This is a genomic window from Kitasatospora sp. NPDC056800 (genome assembly GCF_042789775.1).
In the GTDB taxonomy this organism is placed as follows: Bacteria; Actinomycetota; Actinomycetes; order Streptomycetales; family Streptomycetaceae; genus Kitasatospora.
The window spans coordinates 1-21,717 of the sequence record NZ_JBHUAL010000079.1 but is presented as its reverse complement, the minus strand read 5'-3'; the positions used below and the strand labels follow the sequence as shown (position 1 = coordinate 21,717).

At 71.2% G+C, this 21,717-nt stretch carries 9 protein-coding genes; 2 read left to right on the top strand and 7 right to left on the bottom strand.

Going from position 1 to position 21,717, the window contains the following annotated elements; genetic code table 11:
• Positions 1 to 30 precede the first annotated feature (30 nt).
• The 6 genes from ACFRQN_RS19130 to ACFRQN_RS19105 all read right to left on the bottom strand — a co-directional run bounded on the left by ACFRQN_RS19130 (position 31) and on the right by ACFRQN_RS19105 (position 17,327).
• The gene (locus ACFRQN_RS19130; protein WP_380741277.1) at positions 31 to 2,370 is read right to left on the bottom strand and encodes a hypothetical protein; all 2,340 of its coding nucleotides are present in this window, start codon (positions 2,368 to 2,370) and stop codon (positions 31 to 33) included.
• Complete coding sequence (locus ACFRQN_RS19125) at positions 2,367 to 8,423, bottom strand: DEAD/DEAH box helicase (protein ID WP_380741276.1); 6,057 nt, start codon at positions 8,421 to 8,423, stop codon at positions 2,367 to 2,369. Before ACFRQN_RS19125 ends, ACFRQN_RS19130 begins: the two co-directional genes overlap by 4 nt.
• An 82-nt stretch (positions 8,424 to 8,505) precedes the next feature.
• On the bottom strand, positions 8,506 to 11,226 hold the full coding sequence (locus ACFRQN_RS19120; protein WP_380741275.1) for a pPIWI_RE module domain-containing protein: 2,721 nt from the start codon (positions 11,224 to 11,226) through the stop codon (positions 8,506 to 8,508).
• Positions 11,214 to 14,783, bottom strand: coding sequence for a hypothetical protein (locus ACFRQN_RS19115; RefSeq protein WP_380741274.1), 3,570 nt, complete (start codon positions 14,781 to 14,783; stop codon positions 11,214 to 11,216). The genes ACFRQN_RS19120 and ACFRQN_RS19115 overlap by 13 nt, the downstream gene beginning before the upstream one ends.
• On the bottom strand, positions 14,776 to 15,831 hold the full coding sequence (locus tag ACFRQN_RS19110; protein WP_380741273.1) for a hypothetical protein: 1,056 nt from the start codon (positions 15,829 to 15,831) through the stop codon (positions 14,776 to 14,778). Before ACFRQN_RS19110 ends, ACFRQN_RS19115 begins: the two co-directional genes overlap by 8 nt.
• Entirely contained in the window at positions 15,828 to 17,327 is a 1,500-nt protein-coding gene (locus ACFRQN_RS19105; protein ID WP_380741272.1) for a PD-(D/E)XK nuclease family protein, read from the bottom strand. Before ACFRQN_RS19105 ends, ACFRQN_RS19110 begins: the two co-directional genes overlap by 4 nt.
• Positions 17,328 to 17,434: 107 nt before the next feature.
• On the opposite strand from ACFRQN_RS19105, the gene ACFRQN_RS19100 reads away from it, so the two are divergent.
• On the top strand, positions 17,435 to 18,367 hold the full coding sequence (locus ACFRQN_RS19100) for a serine/threonine-protein kinase (protein WP_380741271.1): 933 nt from the start codon (positions 17,435 to 17,437) through the stop codon (positions 18,365 to 18,367).
• Between the two features lie 30 nt (positions 18,368 to 18,397).
• Here the strand turns inward: ACFRQN_RS19100 and ACFRQN_RS19095 are convergent, their stop codons facing one another.
• The gene (locus ACFRQN_RS19095) at positions 18,398 to 21,100 is read right to left on the bottom strand and encodes a tetratricopeptide repeat protein (RefSeq protein WP_380741270.1); all 2,703 of its coding nucleotides are present in this window, start codon (positions 21,098 to 21,100) and stop codon (positions 18,398 to 18,400) included.
• A gap of 269 nt (positions 21,101 to 21,369) precedes the next feature.
• On the opposite strand from ACFRQN_RS19095, the gene ACFRQN_RS19090 reads away from it, so the two are divergent.
• Positions 21,370 to 21,615 (top strand): hypothetical protein, encoded by a 246-nt coding sequence (locus ACFRQN_RS19090; RefSeq protein WP_380741269.1) that lies wholly within the window; start codon positions 21,370 to 21,372, stop codon positions 21,613 to 21,615.
• Positions 21,616 to 21,717 lie beyond the last annotated feature (102 nt).

The following is a 21,717-nucleotide window of genomic DNA, read 5'->3' as shown; positions in this document are numbered from 1 at the left end:
TTCGGAGGAGAGGAGGGGTGGGCACGGAGGTCACCGCGCCCGAGTGTGTTCGGTGACGAAGGTGTAGCCCGCGGGCAGCTCCCAGCCGTCGGCCTTGCCGAGCTTTCGGCAGTGCCGGCGGTAGGCCGCTCGTTGGGCGTCGCTGGGAGTAGCTCCCGGACTCAGGCGCCGCAGGAAGCCGTGGACCTGGTGCGGCCTCGGTGTCGGGTGCCAACCGTGGTCCGGGTCGGCCGCGGCGGGTGCCGTGCGTTGCGTAGGGATGACGACGGGGGCATAGCCGATCAGCGGGATCTGCGGCTCGCCGGAGCGTGCCGGGTGGTTCGGGCGGCCATCAGGGCTGCGGCTGCCAGTGGCTGGGAAGAGGCGGGCGAGGCCGATGAGCTCGTCCACAGCCGATTCGAGTGCCGCCGCCTGTCGGGCGGCGGGCGGCTGCCCGTACACCGCGAGGGGCAGCGCGGCCCGGTCGAGCAGGGCGTGTCCGTCCACGCTGAGCAGTCCGCAGCGGCGGACGGCACGCATGACCAGATCCCGTTCGCCGAGGCCCACGGGTGAGTCGCCGTCCCGGGTGCTGCCGGGGGCGTTCTCCCGGGTCAGGATCTCCTTGGAATAGCGGTGGCGGATCTCGACGCCGTCGACGATGACGGGCGTCTCCAGCAGGACGGTGGCGGCCCGGATTACCCGTCCGCCGCGCAGCCACTGCAGCAGCAGCTCGATGCCGGGAAAGAACGTCAGCGGCCAGTCGATTCCCGACACGCGGCCCGGTTCGCCCGACAGCTCGGAGACGGTGTCCTGGACGCGTTGGGACTCTTCGATCTCACCGCCGTGGTGATTGAGCTCCAGCCGGACGAGTGCGCCGTCGCCGGGCAGGACGGCGCGCAACTCGTCGGAGATCAGTGGTCGAAGGGGCAGGAAGCCGTCCATGATGTGCGAGAGCCGCAGCGGGAATCGCCAGATGATCTCGCTATCGGACACCCGTAGCAGTTCTGCCTGGTTCGGACCGGTGAGGCTGATCGGTATGTCGACGGGGATCGGTTCCGGTTCGGCGGTAGTGTCCATCGGCCCAGGCCCAGGCCCAGGCCCGGCGGCGGGAGCGGGCCGTACGGGGCGGGGGGCGGGGGGCTGTGACGCCGTGCGCCAGCCGAGCCCGGACGGGGTCAGCGGGTCGTCGCCGGCCTCGTCTGCGCCGGGTCGGCGCGATCGCCAGATGCCGCCGCCCTCGAAGTTGTCGTCGAGACGGAGCCGGGTGCCGTTCTCGAACAGCCCGGACCTGCTCTCCCCGCGGACGACGTCGGCGACGGCGAGGTTGGCCCGGCAGACCGCCGTCGCGTAGTCGACTCCGGTGAGCAGCGGAGCGGCCCCGGCGACCGTCGTCAGCCACGGGCCCACTGCGGTGTAGACGGTCGTGGGGAGCGGCATGCCGTGCCGGCGCCGGTCGGCGGCCCGGCCCGCGAGCTGCAGCGAGGTCGCGAGCCTGCTCATGTCACCGCGGCCGAGTGGGCCGTCGTCCCGCAAGGTCGCGGCCAGCCTGCTCCGGGACAGCGCGTACGGCCCCCAAAGACGCAGCTGTTCACACGAGGTCAGGATCGACGCGATCGTGCGGAGCATCCGTACCAGGGCGCCGTGCAGCAGCGCGTCCTCGTCGGTGGCCGCGAGATCGACGAGGGAGACCGGTACGGCAGGGCTCAGCAGTTGGGCCCGGGCCGCGCCCAGCAGGTAGTCCGCGTATGCGGTCAGTGGGTCCTGCGAGGCCGCCTCGGGGGACGGGTAGCGCGCATCGACCAGTACGTGGCCGTTGTGGTCGATCCACCGCCGCTGGAACCGCAGCCGGTCGAGCTGGGATTCGGTCAGGCTGAGAGCGTCGCCGAAGGCGTGGACGTCGGGGACCAGCAGCTCGCGTCGTACCGGCGTGTCGTCCGGGCCCGGTGCGGCGCCGGCCCGCTCGGCGCCGGCCGGTGCCCCGGAGATCCACTCCGGGACGTCGCCCAGCTGCCCGACGGCGGGGTGACGTCCCTCCTTGTAGACGATCTCGGCGTACAGCGGTTGCGAACCGGTGGCGATACGTACCATCGCGCCTGTCGGGATGGCGGGGATGCACTCGTCGAGGGTGACAACGGGGAAGGCGTCCGGGTCCAGCGGACTGCCGCCGTAGCCCTGGCCGTCGAGGTCGTAGCCGAAGTAGACGGCGTTGAACGCCACCGTGGCGTGCACGGGACCTCGTCGGGCGGTGACCAGGGCGGACAGATACCGGCGGAGCCGGTCGAGATCCGCTTCCCTCAGGGCGTCGGGGCCGTCCATGACAGCGGGGGTGAGGAGAGGCTCGTCGATGTACGGGCGCCAGACGCCGGATGGTGCGGGTGGTGCCAGGGTCACGCGCGTTCCTCGTTCCTCTTGCGTCGGGCCGTGTTCAGCGTGGCCATGGGGACGGGCCGTGCCCGCCAGCGGTTGTTCACGGTGGCGACCAGCGCGCCCGCCGCGACCAGCCGTCGCACGCTCAGCTCCACCTCCGAGTAGGCGAGTCCGATCTGGCCGCCGAAGTGCGGGCTGTCGCGCAGCGGGCGGGGCAGCGGTACCATTCGGCGGTTCACCTGGTCGTACGACGACTCCTCGCCGCGCAGGGCCCGCCATAGCGAGCGGGCGTGCACTCCGGCGGGCATCCGTCGGGCGAGGCGGTAGGTCCTGAGATCGATCCGCTGTTCGCGCAGTGAGCCGTCCGTGCCGCCCCCGGCCCGTGGGTTCGGGATCTCGAAGGCCTGCGCGACGGCCGGGCGGCGCTGCTCCTTCGGCCAGTCCGGGACGGCCCAGCAGGCCGAGCAACGGCACTGAGCGGTGCTGCAGGACCCCTCGGGGAGGTCCACGATGCCGAAGTAGTCAGCGAACTTCCGCTGGGCGCACACCGCCGGTTCGTCGAAGAACGCCCTGAGCAGGGCGAGTTCCTCGCGGGCCCGCTCGGCGCGGCGGGAGACCAGGGGCAGGAACCCGGTGGGCAGTCGGTTCTGTTCGACCCGGAGCCCGGTGACCAGCCGGCGGCTCGGGGCAGCGGAGACGTCCAGGAGACCCCGGTCGTGGAGGTCCGCGAGGATCTCCCAGCTGCCTGCGGGGCCGTCGGAGACCTCCCGGTAGCCGTCTACGCGCCTGGTCAGATGGGCGTCGATCTCGTCCACCCGCAGTCGTGAACGGCCCGGAAGGGACAGGAGGCTCGCGACGATTGATTGCTCCATGACGTCGTCTTGGTCTCCGGCTTCCGGCGCCCCGCCTGTCGATCGTTCCTCGCCGGCCTTGACCGCGCAGAGCGGGGGGTAGTCGCCGAGGTCGGTGACGGAGCCGAGATCGGCCAGCGCGCTGAACGCCCGCATCACTCCGCCGGAGTAGCGATCGGCCACGTGGCCCTTGCGGACCTCCTCCTCGTCCAGGAGCCCAGCGGCGACGTCCTCCGCCATCAGCACCTCGGCCAGCGCGGGTGCGTCCAGGCTGTCGCACTGGTTCAGGACCGCTGCGCCCATACGGCGGAGCAGGGAGGGGGTGAGGTCTTGCGCGGTCATGAACCGCACGGTGCGCATGCCGCGGCTGGTCGCCAGCGCGAGGGCGACGTTCGCGGGTCCGTTGCCGGCTCCCGGCGTTCGGCTCGCGCCGTCCCGTCCGGCACGGCCGATCTGCTGGTAGAGCGCGGCGAGATCGGTCGGGGGCGACGCACAGAAGACCGTGCGGACGTCGGGCCGGTTGACGCCGAGCCCGAAAGCGGAGGTGGCCACGATGACGACGGGGACGAAGCCGTCCTCGCCCTGACGGGGGGCCTCACGGAACTCGGTCATCACGGCGGCCTTCTCAGCCTCGGAGAGCCGCCCGTGGAACCGGAGGACACGCTTGCCCGCGTCGCCGACGTACTCCCGGAGGTGGGCGTGGAGGGCGTTGACCTCCTTGACGGTGAGGCAGTAGACGATCGCGTGTCCGTCGGCGGCGTCCACGACCCGCTCGGCCAGGCCCGCGACCTCGGACGTGCCGCCGCGACGGAACGTGCGTCGGAAGACCGCCAACTCCGGGCGGATCGGGTTCTCCCTGACCGTCACGAGTCCGCCATGGCGAACGGCTCCGACAGCCTCGGCCCGTTCACCGGCGGAGCCGGCGGCGGGCGGATCGGCCGCGGCTCCGAACAGGACCTCGCGCATGGCGGTGTGGACGGAACGGTTGGCGGTGGCGGTCACTGCGGTGACCGGTAGCCCGTGGTCCCGGCGCAGTTCGGCGAGGAACCGGCCGAGGCGGCGCATGCTGGGGCGGAAGTCCTCCCACTGGGCCACCGTGTGAGCCTCGTCGACGGCGATGCGAGTGACCCGGCCGGCCGCGACGGCTTGGCGGACCAGCTCCCGGAACCGTCGTTGGCACAGGCGTTCCGGGCTGACATAGACGAGTTTGATGCCGTGGTCCGAGCGGCCCAGCAACTGATCGGCCACTTCCGTCTTGCCGGCCCGGCTGCTGGACTCCCGCAGCGGTGAGATGAGGGCGCGTACCGCGCCGCCGATCGAGCGGTTGAGCTCCAGCGCCTGGTCGTGCATCAGCGCGACGAGAGGGCTGACCACGATGGTGGTGCCCGGCTGGACGAGCGCAGGCAGCTGGAAGGTGTAGCTCTTGCCGAAGCCGGTGGGGAGCAGGCCCAGGACGTTGCGGCCTTCGACGGCGGCGGTGATCACCCGTACCTGCGCGGGCTTGAGTTCCATGGGCCGGTCGTTGAGTCCGAGCAGACCGCCGATCTCGGCGGCCCGCTGCAGGACGGCCGGGACGAGTCCGCCGTCGGCCCGCAGACGGGCGGTCTCGTCAGGAGTGAGCGCGAGCTCGCGGATCCGGCGGGTGAACGGTAGCAGTGTGTGGTGGTCCAGCTGCTCGGACGTGCAGAGCTCCGCCGCTCGGTCGGCGTCGATGAGCCCGGCGTCGGCCAGCCACTCCCAGATGCGTCGCCACCCGTCGGCCATGGTTGTCACGTTGCCGGCCCCCGGTTCGCCCGTGACCGGGTCAGGGCGCAGGAGGCCCTCGTCGAGGCTGCCGAGGAAGGCCTTCCGGTAGGCGCGACGAAGGGCCGTGCCCCCGCCGAGTTTGCGGTCACTGATCACGACGACGCCCCGGTGACGGTCGGAGCGGACGAGACGGCCCACGGCCTGACGCAGTTGGAGCGCCGCCAACGGAAGGTAATAGGCCTCGGTGGCGACGCCTTCGGGATCGGGGTCCCCGGCCTCCTCGGCGCGTCGGCGGACCGCCGCGCGACGGGCCTCGACCACCGGCGCGGCGAAGGGCGCGAAGGGAAGCTTGTTGATCCAGACCAGCCGCAGCCGGTCCTCGTCCTTCACGTCGACGCCCTGCCACAGCCCCTTGGTGCCCACCAGGAACCCGCCGCCCTCCTGCCGGTCGGTGAACTCGGTGAGGGCCCGGCCGTTGCCCAGGATCAGGGCGTTGACGGTCGGAGCGGAGTGACCACGGGCGCGGAGCTCCTGTTCCAGGAACTCGCCGATTCCCGCGGTCGTCTTTCGCGCCGTGGTGAGCACCAATGCGCCGCCGTCGTGCCCGCTGCCGTCGTCGCGTGGACGGACCGCTTCCCGGGCGTACCCGGCGAGCTGGTGCGCGACGGTGCGCATGGCACCCTCCTCCTGTTCAGCCCAGGAGGGGAAGTCGGAGAAACAGACCAACTCGGCCTGCCGGGCCAGGTCGAAGGGCGAGTCAAGGGCGAGCGCCGGCAGCGTGGGCGGGAGCCCGAGTCTGGTGCGGATGAACTCCCAGGTCCCGGAGACCCGAAGGGTCGCGGAGACGTAGTGGACGCGGGGGAGCATACTCAGGAAACGGAGCCACTGGCTGTCCTCGGGCAGGTCGATCGGGCTGGACGCGACTCGGAACCGGTACGACCGCAGGCCTGGGCGGGGCTCGGCTAGTTCCTCCAGGAAGACCACCCGGGAAGGGAGGGCGTCGGGTGTGCCGTCCAAACGCACCACCCGGCACAGTAGGGCACCGATGTCCTCGGCGATGCGGTCCACGGCGGCCGCGCTGTCCTCGGCCCGGCGGGCGAGGGCGAGAACGCGCTCCTTCACCAGACCGTCGAGCGTGTTGGAGTGCTCGGCGACGTAGCGGGCGAACAGAGCGGACACCGATCCGACCGCCCGGGCGAGTTCTGTGAGGAGCCGTTGGACAGCACGGGCCTCGGAGCTGCCGGAAGTGCCGGCGTGGGGACTGGCCAGCACTGCGCTGCGGGAGCCGATCCGTGCCCCCACCCCCCGCGCCCGGCTGTCGAAGGCCTGGGCCGCCAGCCTCGGCAGATGTTCTCCGTCCAACAGGGCCTCCAGGCGTCCGATGGCGTCGGCGGCCCGGTCCTTGGCGGTGCCGGTGCGGGCATCGGTGAGCCAGGCGGTGCACTCGGAGAGCAGTTCCTCCAGTGCCTGGTAGTCGACGGTCGTCGTCAGCGCCGAGGTGGCGGCGTTCTCGAGCTCGTGGGCCTCGTCGATGACCAACAGGGTGTCGCGGCCGAGGGCCTGGAGGTCGTCGAGGTGGGAGAGGGCCAGCGCATGGTTCGCCAAGATCAGCCGGTGGCCGCTCATCGCCTCGCGCACGGTGTCGGTGTGGGCGGCGATCGGGGTCCGCTCGTTCGGCGCGTAGTCACCGTCGCGCTGGGACAACGACTCGAGCCACGGCCCGAGGAGGCGGTCGGTGTAGTCGGAGAGGAAGGCGGGCAGGTTCACCGGGTCCACCGACCTGGCCGTCCAGGAGAGCGGGGGTTCGGTGGCGGCGCGCAGCCGCAGGAGGAGGTAGACGGCCAGTTCGCGGAACCGGGGAAGCGCCACCGGACGGGTCCGGCCGCGGGATTCGGACCGGCCCTGCGCGGCGTGGGCGAGGGCGGCCGTCAGCGCGGCCAGGGAGAGGCGGTTGGACCGGCCCTTGACGAGATCGCTGAGCTGCAGGAGACCGGGAAGCGCCGTCTCGAGGTCCTTGAGGTCCTGTGCCAACTGACTCTGCAGCTGCTTGGTGAAGGTGGCGATGACCGTCGTGCGCCCCGGAGCGCCCGCGAGCCAGTCGAGTGCGGCGGCCAGGACCGCGTAGCTCTTTCCCGTGCCGGTGGGGGCTTCGAGCAGGCCGGAGGTGCCGGAACGCGCCCAGTCGTGGAGGGCGGCGGCCATGCGCTCCTGAGCAGCCCGGGGTTTCGCCCTGTTCCCGTGAACGACGGCGGCGAGCCTCGTCGGATTCACCCGGCCGTCCGGGCCGAGCAGATCCTCGTGGAGCCGGACCACTCCCCGACCCCTGCGTAGTTCCTGGGCGTCCCGTCGGGGGCGGTGGTGGGCGAGTTCGGCGCTCACCAGCCGGGCCACCCGCTGCTGGTCCCACAATGCGGGCTCCGAGTCGGGGCGGGCGGGGGCATCCGTGAGTTCGAGCAGAATTCGCCACGCGGGCGAGTCCGCGCACGAGGTCCGGACCAGGTCACGCAGTTCCCCGTCCCAGCCACGGACCTCGGTGGCAGCGTCGGTCAGCAGGCGGATGAGGAGTTCGGCGTCATGCGGGGCCGTGTGCGGACGCAGACCCGGTGGGGGGACGTTGCGTGCGGCGGCCAACGCGTGCAGCCGGTGCGAAGGTGCGGTGGGCCACACCGCGTGGGTGAGGTAGAGCGCGTCCGCCGTCTGCAGACCGGCCAAGGGGTCGTCGCAGTCCGCCCGCCGTGCGGCCTCCCGGACCAGTGGGAAGTCGAGGCCGGTCCCGTTGTACGCCACAACGACGTCCGCCTCGGTCAGGAAATCGGCCAGCTCCTGCCAGGCGGTGCCGGCCGGAACACCGTTGGCCAGCACCCGTCTCCGGGCGGCTGGATCGCGGATCTCGTTGGTGTCACAGGCGAGTTGGAGGTAGCGATGCCAGCTGGGGTCGGCCTCGACCCAACTGCGGTCGGTGCCGAAGCGGACCGCGGCCGCCTGGTACACATGGCGTTCGAGGAAAGGTTCGGTGGGAACGGTCGTGACGATGCTCTCCAGGTCGATCGCGACGGCACGGAGCCCGGTTCGATCGGCCGGTCGGGTCTCCGTCTCGTCCTGATCCGGCCGACTGACCTGGGGTGTCATGGTGGTGACGAACCGCCCGCTTCTCCTGACGAGGAGTCCTGCGGCGACGGCCTGATCGGCGAGCTTGAGCACCCGGGGACCCGGAAGGCCCGGATGGCGGTCACGCGCGAGGGCCACCAGCGCGTCGGGCGTTGCCCCGTCCGGCAGCTCCTCGGTCAGCGCAGCGATCTGTCGGACCGCGGCGGACACGGGTGAATCGCCACCCAATAGTGCACTCTCCTGGGAGTGTGATCCCTTGACCCATCCATGTCCAAAGATGGTGTCCACATTGCTGAACTCGTCTGTCACCGAAGGTGATTCGAGTTGAAATAATCCTAGTCGGAGGATCCGGCGAGTGGCGCGGTACCGCATAAGTCATACAAATATTCCGCTTGGCTCGGTCCGAGGTCGGTACGGTGGAGGCTCCTGGGGAGGAGCCTCCACGCGGGCATCGTCACTCAGTGGTTCGCTCGGTCGTGGGCAGCGGTGCGAGCGGTAGGACGTACTCCTCCGCCAGCCTCGCCAGATGGAGCGGGAGCGGTCGGGAGAGCGGGTGGTACTCGTCGTGGAAGCGCAGTTGGTGGGCGGCGGCCGCGACGACGGCCGGCCGGTCCGCCGTGGTGTCGGTACGCTCGGCCGCCGCCAGGGCGGCGGGGGAGAGACAGCCCAGCACTGTGAGTTCCAGCGCCTGCGGGTTCCAGGCGGTGGTCGCGGGGCCGTGCGGCCATTCCCGGTCCGGGACCAGCTTGCGCAGGTCGCGGCGGACGGTGCCGGCGGTCGGCGGCTTGCCGACGGTGCTGAGGTACACCCGGTGGTCGGGGTCCGCACCTCGCGCCACCCACAGGCCCGCGGAGAATCCCGGAGAATCCTCCTCGGTCGCGCCGGGCGCGTACCACTGGGGGGTTTCACCCCGGTCGTTCCTGTCGCGCAGCAACACGACCCTCAGGTCGGGGCCGTGGAGTGCGACCCGGACCGGCGATTCGCCGAGGAAGGTCAACGTGTCCTTCTCCAGCTGCCCGTTGTTGAGTCCGGGCCAGGTCTCGCGCAGGTTGCCGCTGTTCGCCAGCAGCAGCGTGGGGCGATCGCGCACCTGGAAGAGCAGTGACCTGATCCGGCGCTCGACCTCGTCGCGGCGTTCTTCGGTGGTCGTACGGCGTCGGTCCGTTCCCTGGCCGGGGTTCCCGCCGGCGCTGTCCGCCGCGAGACTGATCAGGAAGTCGGCATACGGTACCCACGCTTTGATGGTGTCGTCCCACCCGCGTACCGGATGCACCGGGTCATGCGGGCGGATCCGCAGGGCGACCAGGTGCCGGCCGGCCCTGCGGGTCGGCCCGTCGGACTGTCGCCGGACCTGCCACAGGGCCAGGTACTGGAGATCGTCCGCCAGCTTCTCGTCGAGTCGTTGCTCCGGCGGAACCACAGCGCCGAGCTGACGCATCCCGTCGGCCAGCGCGGACCGGGCTCGCAGGGCGACGGCGGCCTCCGAGTCCTCCGGGACGACCATGAACTGGCTGACCCGACGGGCCGCGGCGCAGCCGTGGCGCAGCGCGGACTTCGGGTCGGTGTCGGGTGCGTGGCCGAACCGGTCCGGGCCGAGCGTTTCCACCAGGGCCAGCCCCACCGGGTCGATGCCGGAGCCGAGGAAGCCGGCCGTCCGGGCGGCTCGCTCCCGGACGGCGGCGGACAGCACCTGGGACCGCGATCGGCCGGGGCCGCCGTCGAGCGGGAGCGCGGCCCCCAGACTGCCGAGCGGGCGGACACGCAGTTCGACCCGCAGGCCGCCGAGCTGCCATTCCTGAACGGCTTCCGTGTGCCCGGGACCTGGCGGAAGGCCGAGCCACTCGTGGAGTGCGGCGACGAGTTCGTCGCGGGTCTCTTCGGTCTGCCACAGCACGTCCACCAGCAGGGGCCGGTCGTCCAGGGCCGCGCGTAGCGCGGCACGGCGGGCCCTGACCCGCTGCCGCACGCGTTCGTCCTCCACCTGCGGGTCCTTTGACTTGGCGGTGGGCAGGAGTACGGGCGTCGGCTTTCGGTGCGCGCGTTCCAGGCCGGCCACGCGACGGAACACCGGGGTGAGGCCCTCCTCGACCCACTGGTCGACCAGGGACCGTTCGAGCGGCATGAGCCCGGCGCCCACCCCGTGCGCGCCCATCGCGGTGCTGTGTACGACACCGGCGGCGACTCCGTCCCGGCCGTCGAGCCAGTCCGCCGGGTCGGCGATCAGGTCGGCGGGCTTCGGGTACGTGCGCAGCACGTCGAACTCGGGCAGCAACTCGACGAGGCTGTGCCGACGCCAGGCCGGCATGCCGAGGCGGCGGTTGAACGCCAGGGTGTTGCTGGTGAGGCGGTGGCTCGGGCCGTGATCCCCGGGCCACGGGAGCGGGATGTCGAGCAGGACGGTGGCTCCGCGGCCGGGCGGCAACCACACCTGCGATCCGGTCCATCGCCGGATCCCGTAGTCGACGTGCACGCGGAAGCGCGACGCGAACGGCACCGTCTGCACGGTGACAGTCACCAGCGCCGAGTAGTGCCAGGTGCGCCTCCCGCGGGTGTACTGCCGGGGCGGCCAGCTGACCAGCTCTACCCCCTGGTTGCGAGTGACCTGCCGGAAGGACAGGTTGACGCCGTTGAGCCGTAGCGGGCGGGCGATGAGCCGAGCCCCGATCTGTTCGGGCAACAGGTGGTAGAGCCTGCGATCGGGTTGGGCGGTGCCGCCGTCGGTGAGCCGGGCGGCGGTCAGGTCCACGGACTCGTTCCGCCACCGCGGACTGTACTCGTCGATCACGGCGAGTGCCCGGTCCAGGGCAGCCCGGTGGTCGGCCGCGCGTTCGGGGTCGGCGTCGTCGGCGGGCGGCAGCGTCATCACCCAGGACGCAAGCAACGGGCCGACCAGCTCCGCCGGCATGTCCTGCGAGGCGTAGAACCAGGGCACCTCGGCGCTGCCGCCGGCGCCCCGGCCGGTGGCGACCAGGCCCGGTGCCGCGGCACGCAGCAGCTCGTTGAGCTTGCGGATCGGCAGGCCGACCGGCTCCTCCCGTCGGCGCCAGCGCCGACGGTAGAGGCCGAGGAACTCGTCCCGCCACCCGTCGGGGAAATCGATCACCCGATAGGGCTCGACCCAGGGTGCGGTGTGCGGATCCGGTTCGTAAGCGGTGGTGCTGATCAGGCGGTACACGTGGTGTTCCCTTCGTGGTCGATCGTGCTGAGGCAGCGGTCCAGGGCCGTCCACATCGGTCGGTAGAGCGCCTGGACGATGTGGCGGTCGGGCGCGGGGACGACGGCGCCCGCGATGAAGTACGGCTTGAGGACGGCGTGGATACTGTGCAGGAGGCTGGTCCGGGCCGTATCCCGCTCGTCGGACGAACCGCCGATGGCGAGATTGGGCGCGAATGCGGCGTCGACGAAGGCCACCCTGGTGGGGACCGCGCCCCTGACGGAACGGCCGATCACCTGCCAGATGAGCACCAGCAGGTCCCAGGTGACCTGGAGACGGTCGTCGTCGGTCAGCCGGCTCCAGGCCAGGCTCCGGGCGAGGACCGCGTACCACCGGGACCGGGCTTGGTCGCGGACCTTGCGGGCGCCGCGGCCCAGAGTGGACTCGCTCCGCACCCAGTCGTCGAACTCCGCGCCCTCGACGGCGCGCACGATCCAGTCGTTGATCGCGTGCACGGCGAGCGCGAGGTCGTCGGGGCGCGGGTTCGGCCGGGCGAGGAAGTAGACGGAGCCGATGGCCGCGTGCCGCTGGGCGAGGTCGAGGATGTTGTGCCCCCGTTCGACCGCCAGTAGGGGGGCCACCAAGATCTCCGCGCGGGTCGAGGAGAGCGCCTCGACGTCGCCCCGGCGCAGGACGGGCGCGTGGTTCTCGTCGTCCTCCGCCCAGGAACCGGTGTCCGGGTCGTCGTCGGAAGCGAGGCGCCGTACCCGGTTCTTCCACCGCCGGTTGAGGGTGTGCAGGGTGTCCGCCACCACGGCGGCCTCCTCATAGCTCCCGACCAGCAGGAGGACGTGCCGCCGATTCTCCGGCAGGAGCTCCAGTTCCTCCTGGAGCCGGCTCGGCCCGTGGTCGTTCCTGCCGAGAACGGTGACCATCCGGCGAAGCACCTCGGCCCGTTGATCGAGGGGCTCTCCCGAGAGCCGCAGCGCCTCGTTGGTGGGCTCGCACCGGCAGCGGGACCGGCATCCGCAGACCTCGCGGATGAACTCGAAGCGGAATCTGCTCTGCTCGGCGATCCGGTCCAGTTCCCGGGGATCCGGTTCGATGATGACGCCGATCGGCACCTGGACGTGGTAGCGGCTGGATCGGCCGGCCCAGCTGCTGCCGGACATCAGCAGCACGTTGGTGCCGGGACGGCTGTCCACCGTCGGCAGGTCGGGCATCGCCCGGAGCAGTTCTCGCCCGACCCCGCTGCACCGGAAGAACCGCAGCTCCCCGCTGCGGACCCCGCCGGGGTCGGGGCCCTCCATCAGGAACTGGAAGCCGATGACGTTGCCCATCGGCGCTTCGGGCACCATCGGTCCGTAGTCCAGGGGACGGCGGTACATCTCGTTGAAGCCCAGGTTGAGGGCCGCCGCGACGCGTGGCCACATGGCGTTGACCAGGGCGAGCCGGGGCTCCAGTGCGCTCAGCAGGAGAGTGAACTCGAAGCGCGTCAGCAGCAGTTCGAGCCATTCCTGGGGATTCGCCGGAAGGCGGTCCTTCCGTTTGCGCCTGGCTGGGCCCAGGCCGGTGTCGGTGTTCGCGCCGTCCCTGTCCGGTTCTCCGTTCGCCCGCCGGCGCAGCTGCTCGTAGAGGTCACGGCCGGCTGCCGAGGGCTCCAGCAGGCGATCCAGGTCGAACAGCTGGCAGAGCACCTCCTTGAGTCGGGTCCGGGTGTTCTCGCGGTAGGTGGTGTGCAGGAGTTCGCCGAGCAGGCTGGTGAGTTGCTCTCCCTCCGGGGTGGGCGGTCGCCGGTCGCCGAAGGGGTTGTCCCGAAAGGCGTCGAGAATCTCGGTGAGCGCCCGTCGCGGCTGCCGGTGCGGGTGTTCCTCCGCCTGCTCCGCGTGCTTGGTGGAGGTGCCCTCACGGTCCTCCGGGAGCGGATAGCGTTCCTCCATCAGCCGGAGCTGAAGGGTCCACGCGCTGAAGTACCCGATCCTGACCCAGGTGCGTAGGCCGTGATTGCTGACCAGCATCGCGACCAGCCGGTCGGCGGCGGTCTGGGTCGTGTTGACGGCAGCGGACCAGTTCTCCACATCGCGGTTGGACAGCTGGATCTGACCGGCTCCCGCCAGTTCCCGCAGCCGGTGCTGGTTGACGTCGTAGAGGAAGGACCGGCTGTCCGGCCTGTCGGCGATCAAGGGGATGGCCGGGGCGAACATCCCGTCGAGCTGCATCTGGACCCGATCCGCCTCGTCGACGATCACCAGGTCGCTCCGTCGGCAGGCGAGTTCGAGGTACCGGATCCGTTCGTGGTTCTGCGGGTGCGGAACCTTGGAGTCGACCAGGCTGGCGATGGTGGCGACCCAGACGGTCGCACCGACGAGTTCCCGGGCACCGTGGTGGCGAGGGCAGCCGGACCAGAGTGGACAGGCCAGCGGCTTCCGTCCCCACGAGTCGTCCCGGGCGTCGCGCCGACGGCTGGGTGCCTGTAGCCGGTTGCACGGGGCCTCGGTGAAGTCAAGCAGGTCGTCGGCGAGGTGGTTCTCGTCGTGACGCAGTGCGTTCACCGCGCAAGAGGTGCTGAGGTAGTCGAACCCGGAATCGTCGTGTGTGATCAGGTTGCGCCGGCCGCTGCCGACCAGCCGTCGGTGCAGCCGTTCGGCGTGCTGCTGACGGCTGGAGGCACCGATCACGGGGGCGGCCGAGTCGGGCACGTGGGTGTTGTACCGCCGGACCAGTTTGAGTTGCTCGGTCACGTCACCGACGACCACCGTGACCCGCAGGCCCTGACGGGCGAGGTGCACCGCCAGGACGTCCCGCAAGGTGCTCTTGCCGGCGCCGACGATGCCCAGTAGATGCTGGATCCGGGCCACCTCGAAGCGCTCGGAGCGCTCGAACCCCCCGTCCTGGCGTGTGAAGAGGCGTACGGCCTTCAGGCGGCCGACCCAGTTCTCGGGCTGTCGCCCGTCCATGGAGGCGGCCGTGTCGAGCAGTTCGGTCCACTCGAAGGTGAGCGGCGCGCCCCTGTTCGGCGGCGGCGCCGCCAGATCGTGGCGAACCGGAGGCGGCAGGGGGAGGTCCGGGAGTCGGACGTCGGCCAGGTGACGGCCGACGGGGAAGGCGTGCCGTCCGGACCCGGCGAACGTCAGAGGCTGTCCGGCGAACACGGGGGCCGCCCGGAGGAGCCGGTCATAGACCTCCCACCGGTCCGGGGTCACGGACAGGGCGGGGCGGCGAACGGCCGGGTGCTCCGAGTCCGGGACGTCGTAGGCGCGCAGCTGGCGGTCGAGTCGCTGGTACTCCTCCAGCGCTTCGGTCCAGGCCCGCCGACGGCCCCAGATCCACAGGGTGTGGCGGGCGGTGCGGAGGGTCCGCTCGCCGGCTCGGTCGACCGCGCCCCAGGCCCTGGCGAACGGAAAGCCGCTGAACAACGCCCAGGCCTCCGCAGCGGGCGCACCGAACGCGAACCTCTCCTGGAGCAGGAGCCCGATCTCGATCTCGCAGAGGGCCTGCAGTCGCTCCGTTCGCAATCCATCGGAGGCATCCGACAGTTGGTTGAGCACCTCGGTCAGGGAATGGGCGGTGCTACGCATGATCCCTCCGTGTTCCATCGGTCGGTACGTGTGCGGCGAACTCGCTGACGGACCTGAGGCGTACCTGCGCGCCGGCCGGAAGTGCCCACTCGAAGGCTCGCCGGTACACCGGGTTCGCCGCGCGGTCGTCCGGCACGACGACGTCCAGTCGGACGTCGAGCGCGGCGGCCACCTCGGCCGCCCGGAGCGCCGCCGGCACCGGTTGCTCCCGGTCCTGGACCTGATAGGCCCGCGCGACTCCGTCGTGGGCCGGGATTTGGTGGACACCGAGAGCCGTCACCAGTGGGCCGGAACGCGTGCCGAGGTGGGCACGGACCTTCAGTTCTGTGCGGCCGGGAAGTGCGAGGAAGAGCCGCAGGGCCAGGGGGAGCACTCGTGTCTGACCGGGGCGGTGGGAGGTCTCCAGCTTGCGTACCTCCGGGGCGCAGCCGCCCTCGCACCACGGACCGTCCCCGGTGTCGGCCTCAGCGAGTAGACCGCAGCCGGAGCAGCAGTGAACCAGCCCCTCGGAGGGGAAATGGCTGGGGACGGGACCGTAGAGGTCCTTGACCAGCCGCCAGGTGTGCGCCAGGGACGGTTGGAGTAGCTCCATCGGGTCGAACCGCAGGAGGACCGGGCGGTCGATCAGGAAGTCGCGGCACTGGGCGAACCGGGCGGGGCCGCCGCAGCTGTCGGAGAGCCTGGCCAGGAGGGACTGGGCCTCCTGCTCCAGGACGCCGTCGGGGCCCAGTGAGGCCAGCTCGGCACAGGTCCGGGTCGGCTCACCCGCGTCCGGGTGGATCAGGCGGGAGCCGGGGACGAGGAAGTCGCCGGGGAGGGACAGCCACTCTTCCGGGGCCCGCCCGCGGCACCAGGAGAGCAGGTCCGGGACACTGCGGGGTGCGGGTGCGCGGCGGAGGAGCGCGTCCAGGACGACGCGGTCCAGGGCGAGTTGGAGGCTCGACGGGTACGGCAACCGGAACGTGGAAGGGGGAGCGGCCGTCAGGTCGAGCACTCCTCTGGCCACCGCAGTGAGCAGTTCGATGCCGGGGTGATCGGTTCCGGTCACGCGGTGGCCTCCGGGGCGGTCCGCGCGGTGCACCAGCGGGCGACCTCGCAGCCCGCGCATTCCGGGCCGGGGACGGCGGTGAACAGGTCCTCGGCGTGCCAGCCGGTCACCTGCTCGCGCAGTGCGGCCTCGGCGGCGGTGCGGGTGCGGGGGGCGAGCGGGTCGAGGGTGCGGAGGTCGACGCCGCCGGGCTGGAGTACCTCCAGTTCGACCCGGCCGCCGGCAGGTCCGTCGCGGAGTGCTCCGATGGCGAGGATCCGTACGGCCAGGGCGAGTTGGGGGTACGTGGCCAGCGGGTCACGGCAGGTGCGGTCGTGGCCGGAGGTCTTCGTCTCTCGCCAGACCCAGGTCCCGTTCGCGTCCTGGTACAGCAGGTCGGGTTCGGCCAGGACGACGAGGTCGGCTGCGGTGTCCTCGAAGGTGAGCTTGGGTTCGGTCCTGACCGCCGAACCCGGTCCGACGACGCGCAGCGGGCAGACCTCGGCGTGGTGGTGCAGCAGCCGGGCGCCGAGCCGACGTTCCTCGTCGGGGAGCTGGTAGCCCTCGGGCACCCAGTCGTCCGGGATCTCGGCCGGGCACGGGGTGAGTGGCCTCCGCTGGTGCCGCTCGGCGAGGTAGGCGTGGATCGCTCGGCCGCGCTCGGCGGCGGGACCTCGCTCCAGGTGGCCGTCGACCGGGAGTCGCAGGCCGCGCAGGTAGCCGCGGGCCGGGCAGCTGCGGTGCGACCTGCCGGTGCTGGAGGACCAAGTGCGGCGCGGCCGGCTTCGGTTGGAGACGCCGAGTAGACCACTGGTTCGACTGAGGGTGGGGCAGACCGGCGCGGCGGTGCACGAGACACAGGCGGAGCCGGGTCGGAATTCGCGGCCGTCGAGCAACGCCCGTACCGCCGCGGCCCCGTGGGCCCGGTGAGCCGCCACCGCTTCCTGCCGGGTGCCGTTGAAGACGCTCGCCGTTCGTCCGTCGGAAAGCGCGAACTGGACGACTCGGATCTGTTCGACCCGAGGGTCCGGCGTCCCCTCGGCCGTGACGAGAGCGGCCACCGCGCGCTCCGCGTCGGTGCGGTCCCGTAGTCGGTTGACGGGCAGCCTCAGCTCACGGAGCCGGCCGTCGGGGGACTCGAAGTAGCGGCCCCAGACGGTGATCCGGTACTCAGCGTCGCCCTGGCCCTCGGGTGCCGGACCATGGTGCCGGTAGACCCAGGGTGTGCGGGAGGGGGAGAGCCCGGGGTCGTAGGGGAAGGCCTCGCGGTACATGCGCAGCGCGTGCGCGGTCCACTGCTGGACACCGTCGTGCGCGGGGCGCGGCCACCCGCGACGCGGCTCGCTCGGCGACGGCTCGTCCGCGGACCGTTCGAGTTCGTCGGCCGCCGCCATGAACGGACCGTTGGTGAACGGTTCCAGGGCCTCGGGCTTCCGTTCGGGCCGTTCGCGAGCCCGGAGTCCGCGGGCCTTGAACACGTCGGACGCCGGACAGCGGTACTGCTCCGGTCCGAACATGCCGAGCGTTATCCGGATGGCGGCGGAATTGCCGACCAGACCTTCGGGTGGCCAACTGCCTGTCATAATGACCTCACTTTTCTGCGCTCCGAGGTGCTCGGTCGAGCATGTCCGGGGTGTTTCCATTTCCATACGGAGCGGGTGCGTTGGTTCCTGGGACTTTGCTCAACGGCCGTTACAAAGTGATCCGCGAGCTCGGCAAGGGGGGTATGGGCGAGATCTTCGTCGGTCGGGACACACTGCTCGGGCGCGATGTGGCAGTCAAAGTGCAGACCGCCCGGACATTCGAATCGACCGATGACTTCGCCTACTACGGCGACCGCATGCATCAGGAATGCGAGCGGATGCGGGACGTGTTGGAGATCCAGGGAATCCCCCGGGTCTTCGACGAGGGGCAATTCGGCCGGAGTGGCCGGAGGTTCATGGTGATGGAGCTGGTCGAAGGAATCACCCTCGCCGAGTGGATCGACGAGCACGAGCCCGTTCCGGTCGCGGCGGCCGCCTCGGTTCTCGCACAGCTCTGCGAGATCCTGGGTCGATTGCACGGGAAGGGCTACGTCCACTGCGACGTCACGCCGAGGAACGTGATGATCCAGTTCGACGGCTGTGTGCGGCTGCTGGACGTCGGCATCTCCACGGAGGTCGGAGAGGCCAACACCGAGCCGGGCGGAAGTCCCCGGTACGCCCCGCCGGAGCAGTACGTGTCGAACGCGGTGCTCACTTCGCAGGTGGACGTCTTCTCCCTCGGCGCGCTGCTCTTCCAGATGCTCGCCGGAGAGCTGCCGTACGCCGGAGTGGAGTACCCCTTCGACGGCACCGAACAGGCCTTCCCACGCGGCCTCCGAGCTCGGATTCCCGACGAGCTCCGGAGCCTGGGGCTGGCGATGGTCTCGTTCGACCCGCAGGAGCGACCGAGGGCGGCGGACGAGCTGCCCGGCTACCTTCGGCCGATGCTGCCCGCTTTCGGGTCGGCCGCGTCCCCGAAGGCGACGGAACCTGATCCGACCGCCTACTACCGTCGCGGGCTGTGGAGGTCCTGAGCCACCGGGCGGCACCCGGCCGGCCGGCGCTCACGGTTGGGACCTCAGGCTCTCGATGGCGGCGTCGGGGTCGTTCTCGCCGAGCCCGGCCAGCAGGGACCGGGCCTGGGCGACCGCCTGGGCTGCCATCAGCGGCCGCTCGGCGAGCACGAGTGTGTCGGCGAGCCAGACCAGGGTCCTGGCCTCCCGGCTCCGGTAGTGCAGCGACCGGTACAGCCTCACCGCCCGGACCAGAGCAGACGCGGCGTTCCGGTGGTCACCGAGTGCGACGTGGATCCGGCCCGAGCTGAACAGTGCGGACGCCTGGCCGTTGACGTCGTCCGTGCCGCTCAGCAGGTTGAGCGACCGACGGCAGTAGTCCAGGCCGACGCCGTACCGTCGTAGGTCGTAGTGCGCGGCGCCGATTCCGGTCAACGCCGCCCCCTCGCCGAGGACGTCGCCGAGTTCCTGGAACGCGGTGAGTCCCCGGGTGAGGTGCTCGAGCGCCTCGCCGGGCGCGCCGTTCTCCCGCAGCATGATCCCGAGCGTGTAGTGGCCCTGGGCTGTGCCGCGGACGTCCTCGTTCTCCTCACTCAGCCGGACCGCGCTGCGCAGCTCGTGGGTCGCCCGGGCGAGATTTCCGAGGCCGCGGTGAGTACCGCCGAGCATGCGGTGGACCATGGCGACGTCCGTCGGCGCCGCGACCCGCTGGGCTGCCTCGAGCGCGCCGGTCAGGTGCCGGAGGGTGTCCAAGTAGCGGCCGGACCGCCACTGGAAGGTGACCATCACCAGGGGCAGCAGCCAGGCGTAGCGGTCGAGTCCGCGTGCCGTGGCCGTGCCGATGACGGCTGTCAACGTGGAGTACTCGGCCTCGAACCAGGCCATCGCTCCGGTGGCGTCCTTCGGGACGTCGATGCGGATCCCGTGTGGTTCGCCGGTTGGCAGGTCCCGGGCCGAGTCCAGCCTGCGGTCGCAGGCTGCGGCGTTCTGCAGCAGGAACTCCAGGACGCGTTCGGCGGCCTCGGCTCGCTCGGTGTCGCTTCGCTGCGCGGCCAGCTCGCCGGCGTAGACCCGGAGCAGGTCATGGAGGGTGTAGCGGGAGACCGCGGTCTCGGACACCAGACTCATGGTCAGGAGTTCGTCGAACGCGTTGCTGGTGCCGACCGGATCTGTCGGCTGGAGCGCGCGGACGGCGGTCCAGCTAATCGTGGGGCCTGGGTGCACCGCCAGCTTCCAGAACAGCTCCTTCGCCGCGGGCGGCAGCTGTTCGTACGAGATCTCGAACGACAGACGGACGCTGGTCTCCTCCGCGCCCAGGTCGAGTTGACGAAGCCGGGTGCTCTCCTCTCGGAGGCCGCGGCTGACGTCCCCGATCGCCTGCGGCGGACGCTTGAGGAGCTGCGCGGCGGTGATCGCCAACGCCAGGGGCATGCCGGCGCAGCACTGGACGAGGTCCTCGACGAACGGGCCGACCAGATCCATCCGCTGGTCGCCGAGCCGGCTGTGCAACAGTTCCGCCGCGGCGCGCCGGCTCAGGGGACCGAGAGTCACGAGGTCGGCGCCCTGACTGATCGACAGCCCGTGCAGCTGCCGACGGCTGGTGACGATTGCGGCACTGTTCCCCGGCCCGGGAAGGAGGTGCTGGACGTGTCGCTCGTTGCGGGCGTTGTCCAGGAGCAGCAGGACGGCCCGGTCGGCCAGGGCGGTGCGGTAGGCGGCGAGCAGGCCGTCCCGGGTGGGGGTGGTCGCCGGCACGCCGAGGTCGTTGAGGAACCTGACGAGCAGTTGTTCGTATCGTTCCGGCTCGCGTGACGAGAAGCCACCAAGGTCGACGTAGAGGGTGCCGTCGGGGAAGTGCTGTTGGAGCTCGTCCGCCGTTTGCTTCGCCAGGACAGTCTTCCCGACCCCGGGCATGCCCGAGACCACCGCGATTCTGGACCGGCCCTTGGTCCGGCCCAGCAGAATGCTGCTGATCCGGTCGACCTGGGCGTCCCGGCCGACCAGGTGGGGCGGCCGGGGCGGGAGCTGGCGGGGTGTCGGGCGAGCGGCCTGGGTGGGGGCTCCTGGCGGCCGGCCCCCGTCAGGCGCGAGGAGGAGATGAACGGTGGGGCGTCCGAACCGCCTTTCCCAGTCGGCCAGTAGCGGCTCGACCTCCTCCGGGCGGCCCACGGTCTCCAGGGCCCGGACCTCGAGTTCGAGCAGCGTCTCGTTCTCGGGCCAGCGCGCACGTGCCTCGCCGACCCGGTCGAGGGCGGCGCGGTGTCGGCCGCACTCCAGCTCGGCCCGGACGCACTCGGCGGTCACGTCGCGGAGCTGTGCCAGGAGGGCCTCACGTTTCCGGATGAACCCGGCCCCGGACAGGCCTGCCAGCGGACCGGAGTCCTGCCACTGTCCGACCGCCGCCCTGAGCTCTCGGAGTCGGATCGACGCGCCCGCCGCGCCGTCGGCCCGGTCGCGGTGCTCCTGGAAACGGGTGTAGTCGAATCGGTGCGGATCGACCTGGATCCGGCAGAAACCTCGACCGTTCCGTAGTGGGATATCGGGTACGGCTTGCCGCAACAGGTGGGAACACTGGCGAATTCGACCCGCGTTCGAATTCTCGCCCGGCCAGAGGTAGCTCGTGATCTCCGTGTGCGTGACGCTGCCGTTGGCGCTCAGCAACAGTGCGGCGAGGAACTCCAGAATTTTCGGATTGACCTCCGCCGGGACTCCCCTCCGTAGGACTTCCACCGGTCCCAGGATGCGAAACTCCATGCCTGTCGCCCCCTTTCGCAGCTCCTCGCGGTCGGTCGAGTCGACCGATGTGAGACAGCATGCCACGGACCGCCGATCGGCGATTAACGTTCGGCTAACGCACGTGAGTTGGCAAGTGGCAGTGGTTCTGCCACGCTGCATTCACCTCACCCCGGCTGGCACATCGCCAGTAGCGCGGAGCCGTTCGCTCCAGTGAATTCGAACGAATAGCCGATGGCTTCGAATCGATGTTTCCGGGGGTGCGCCGGCGCACTTAGAGGATGCAATACGTGATCAAGGAGACTGTCATGATTCGGACGCAGCGGAAGCGCATCGGGCACAACGCCAACACCCGGCCGGCTGATCGCCGCCCGCCCAAGGCCACGGTGCCGCCCCGGCGTCCCCGCCGCCCCCGCCCGACGCAGGAGCCGATCCCGAAGCCGACCGGAGGGGTGCTGCCGGACCCGTTCCGGAAGCCGGTTCGCCCGACGGCACACCGCGCTTTCGAGATCGAGCTGTTCGCGGACCTCGAGTGAGTCCGGCCACCGTGACCGGGCTGGATCGGGTTGGGGGGTAGGACCGGGGGGGGGGCGGGGGGGCCCCCCCCGCCCGGGGGGGGCGGGGGGGCCCCCCCCGCC

Coding starts and splice junctions, on each gene's coding strand:
- ACFRQN_RS19125 (WP_380741276.1), bottom strand. CDS start 8,423: ATGCGGTACCGCGCCACTCGCCGGATCCTCCGACTAGGATTATTTCAA.
- ACFRQN_RS19115 (WP_380741274.1), bottom strand. CDS start 14,783: ATGCGTAGCACCGCCCATTCCCTGACCGAGGTGCTCAACCAACTGTCG.
- ACFRQN_RS19105 (WP_380741272.1), bottom strand. CDS start 17,327: ATGTTCGGACCGGAGCAGTACCGCTGTCCGGCGTCCGACGTGTTCAAG.
- ACFRQN_RS19100 (WP_380741271.1), top strand. CDS start 17,435: ATGTCCGGGGTGTTTCCATTTCCATACGGAGCGGGTGCGTTGGTTCCT.
- ACFRQN_RS19095 (WP_380741270.1), bottom strand. CDS start 21,100: ATGGAGTTTCGCATCCTGGGACCGGTGGAAGTCCTACGGAGGGGAGTC.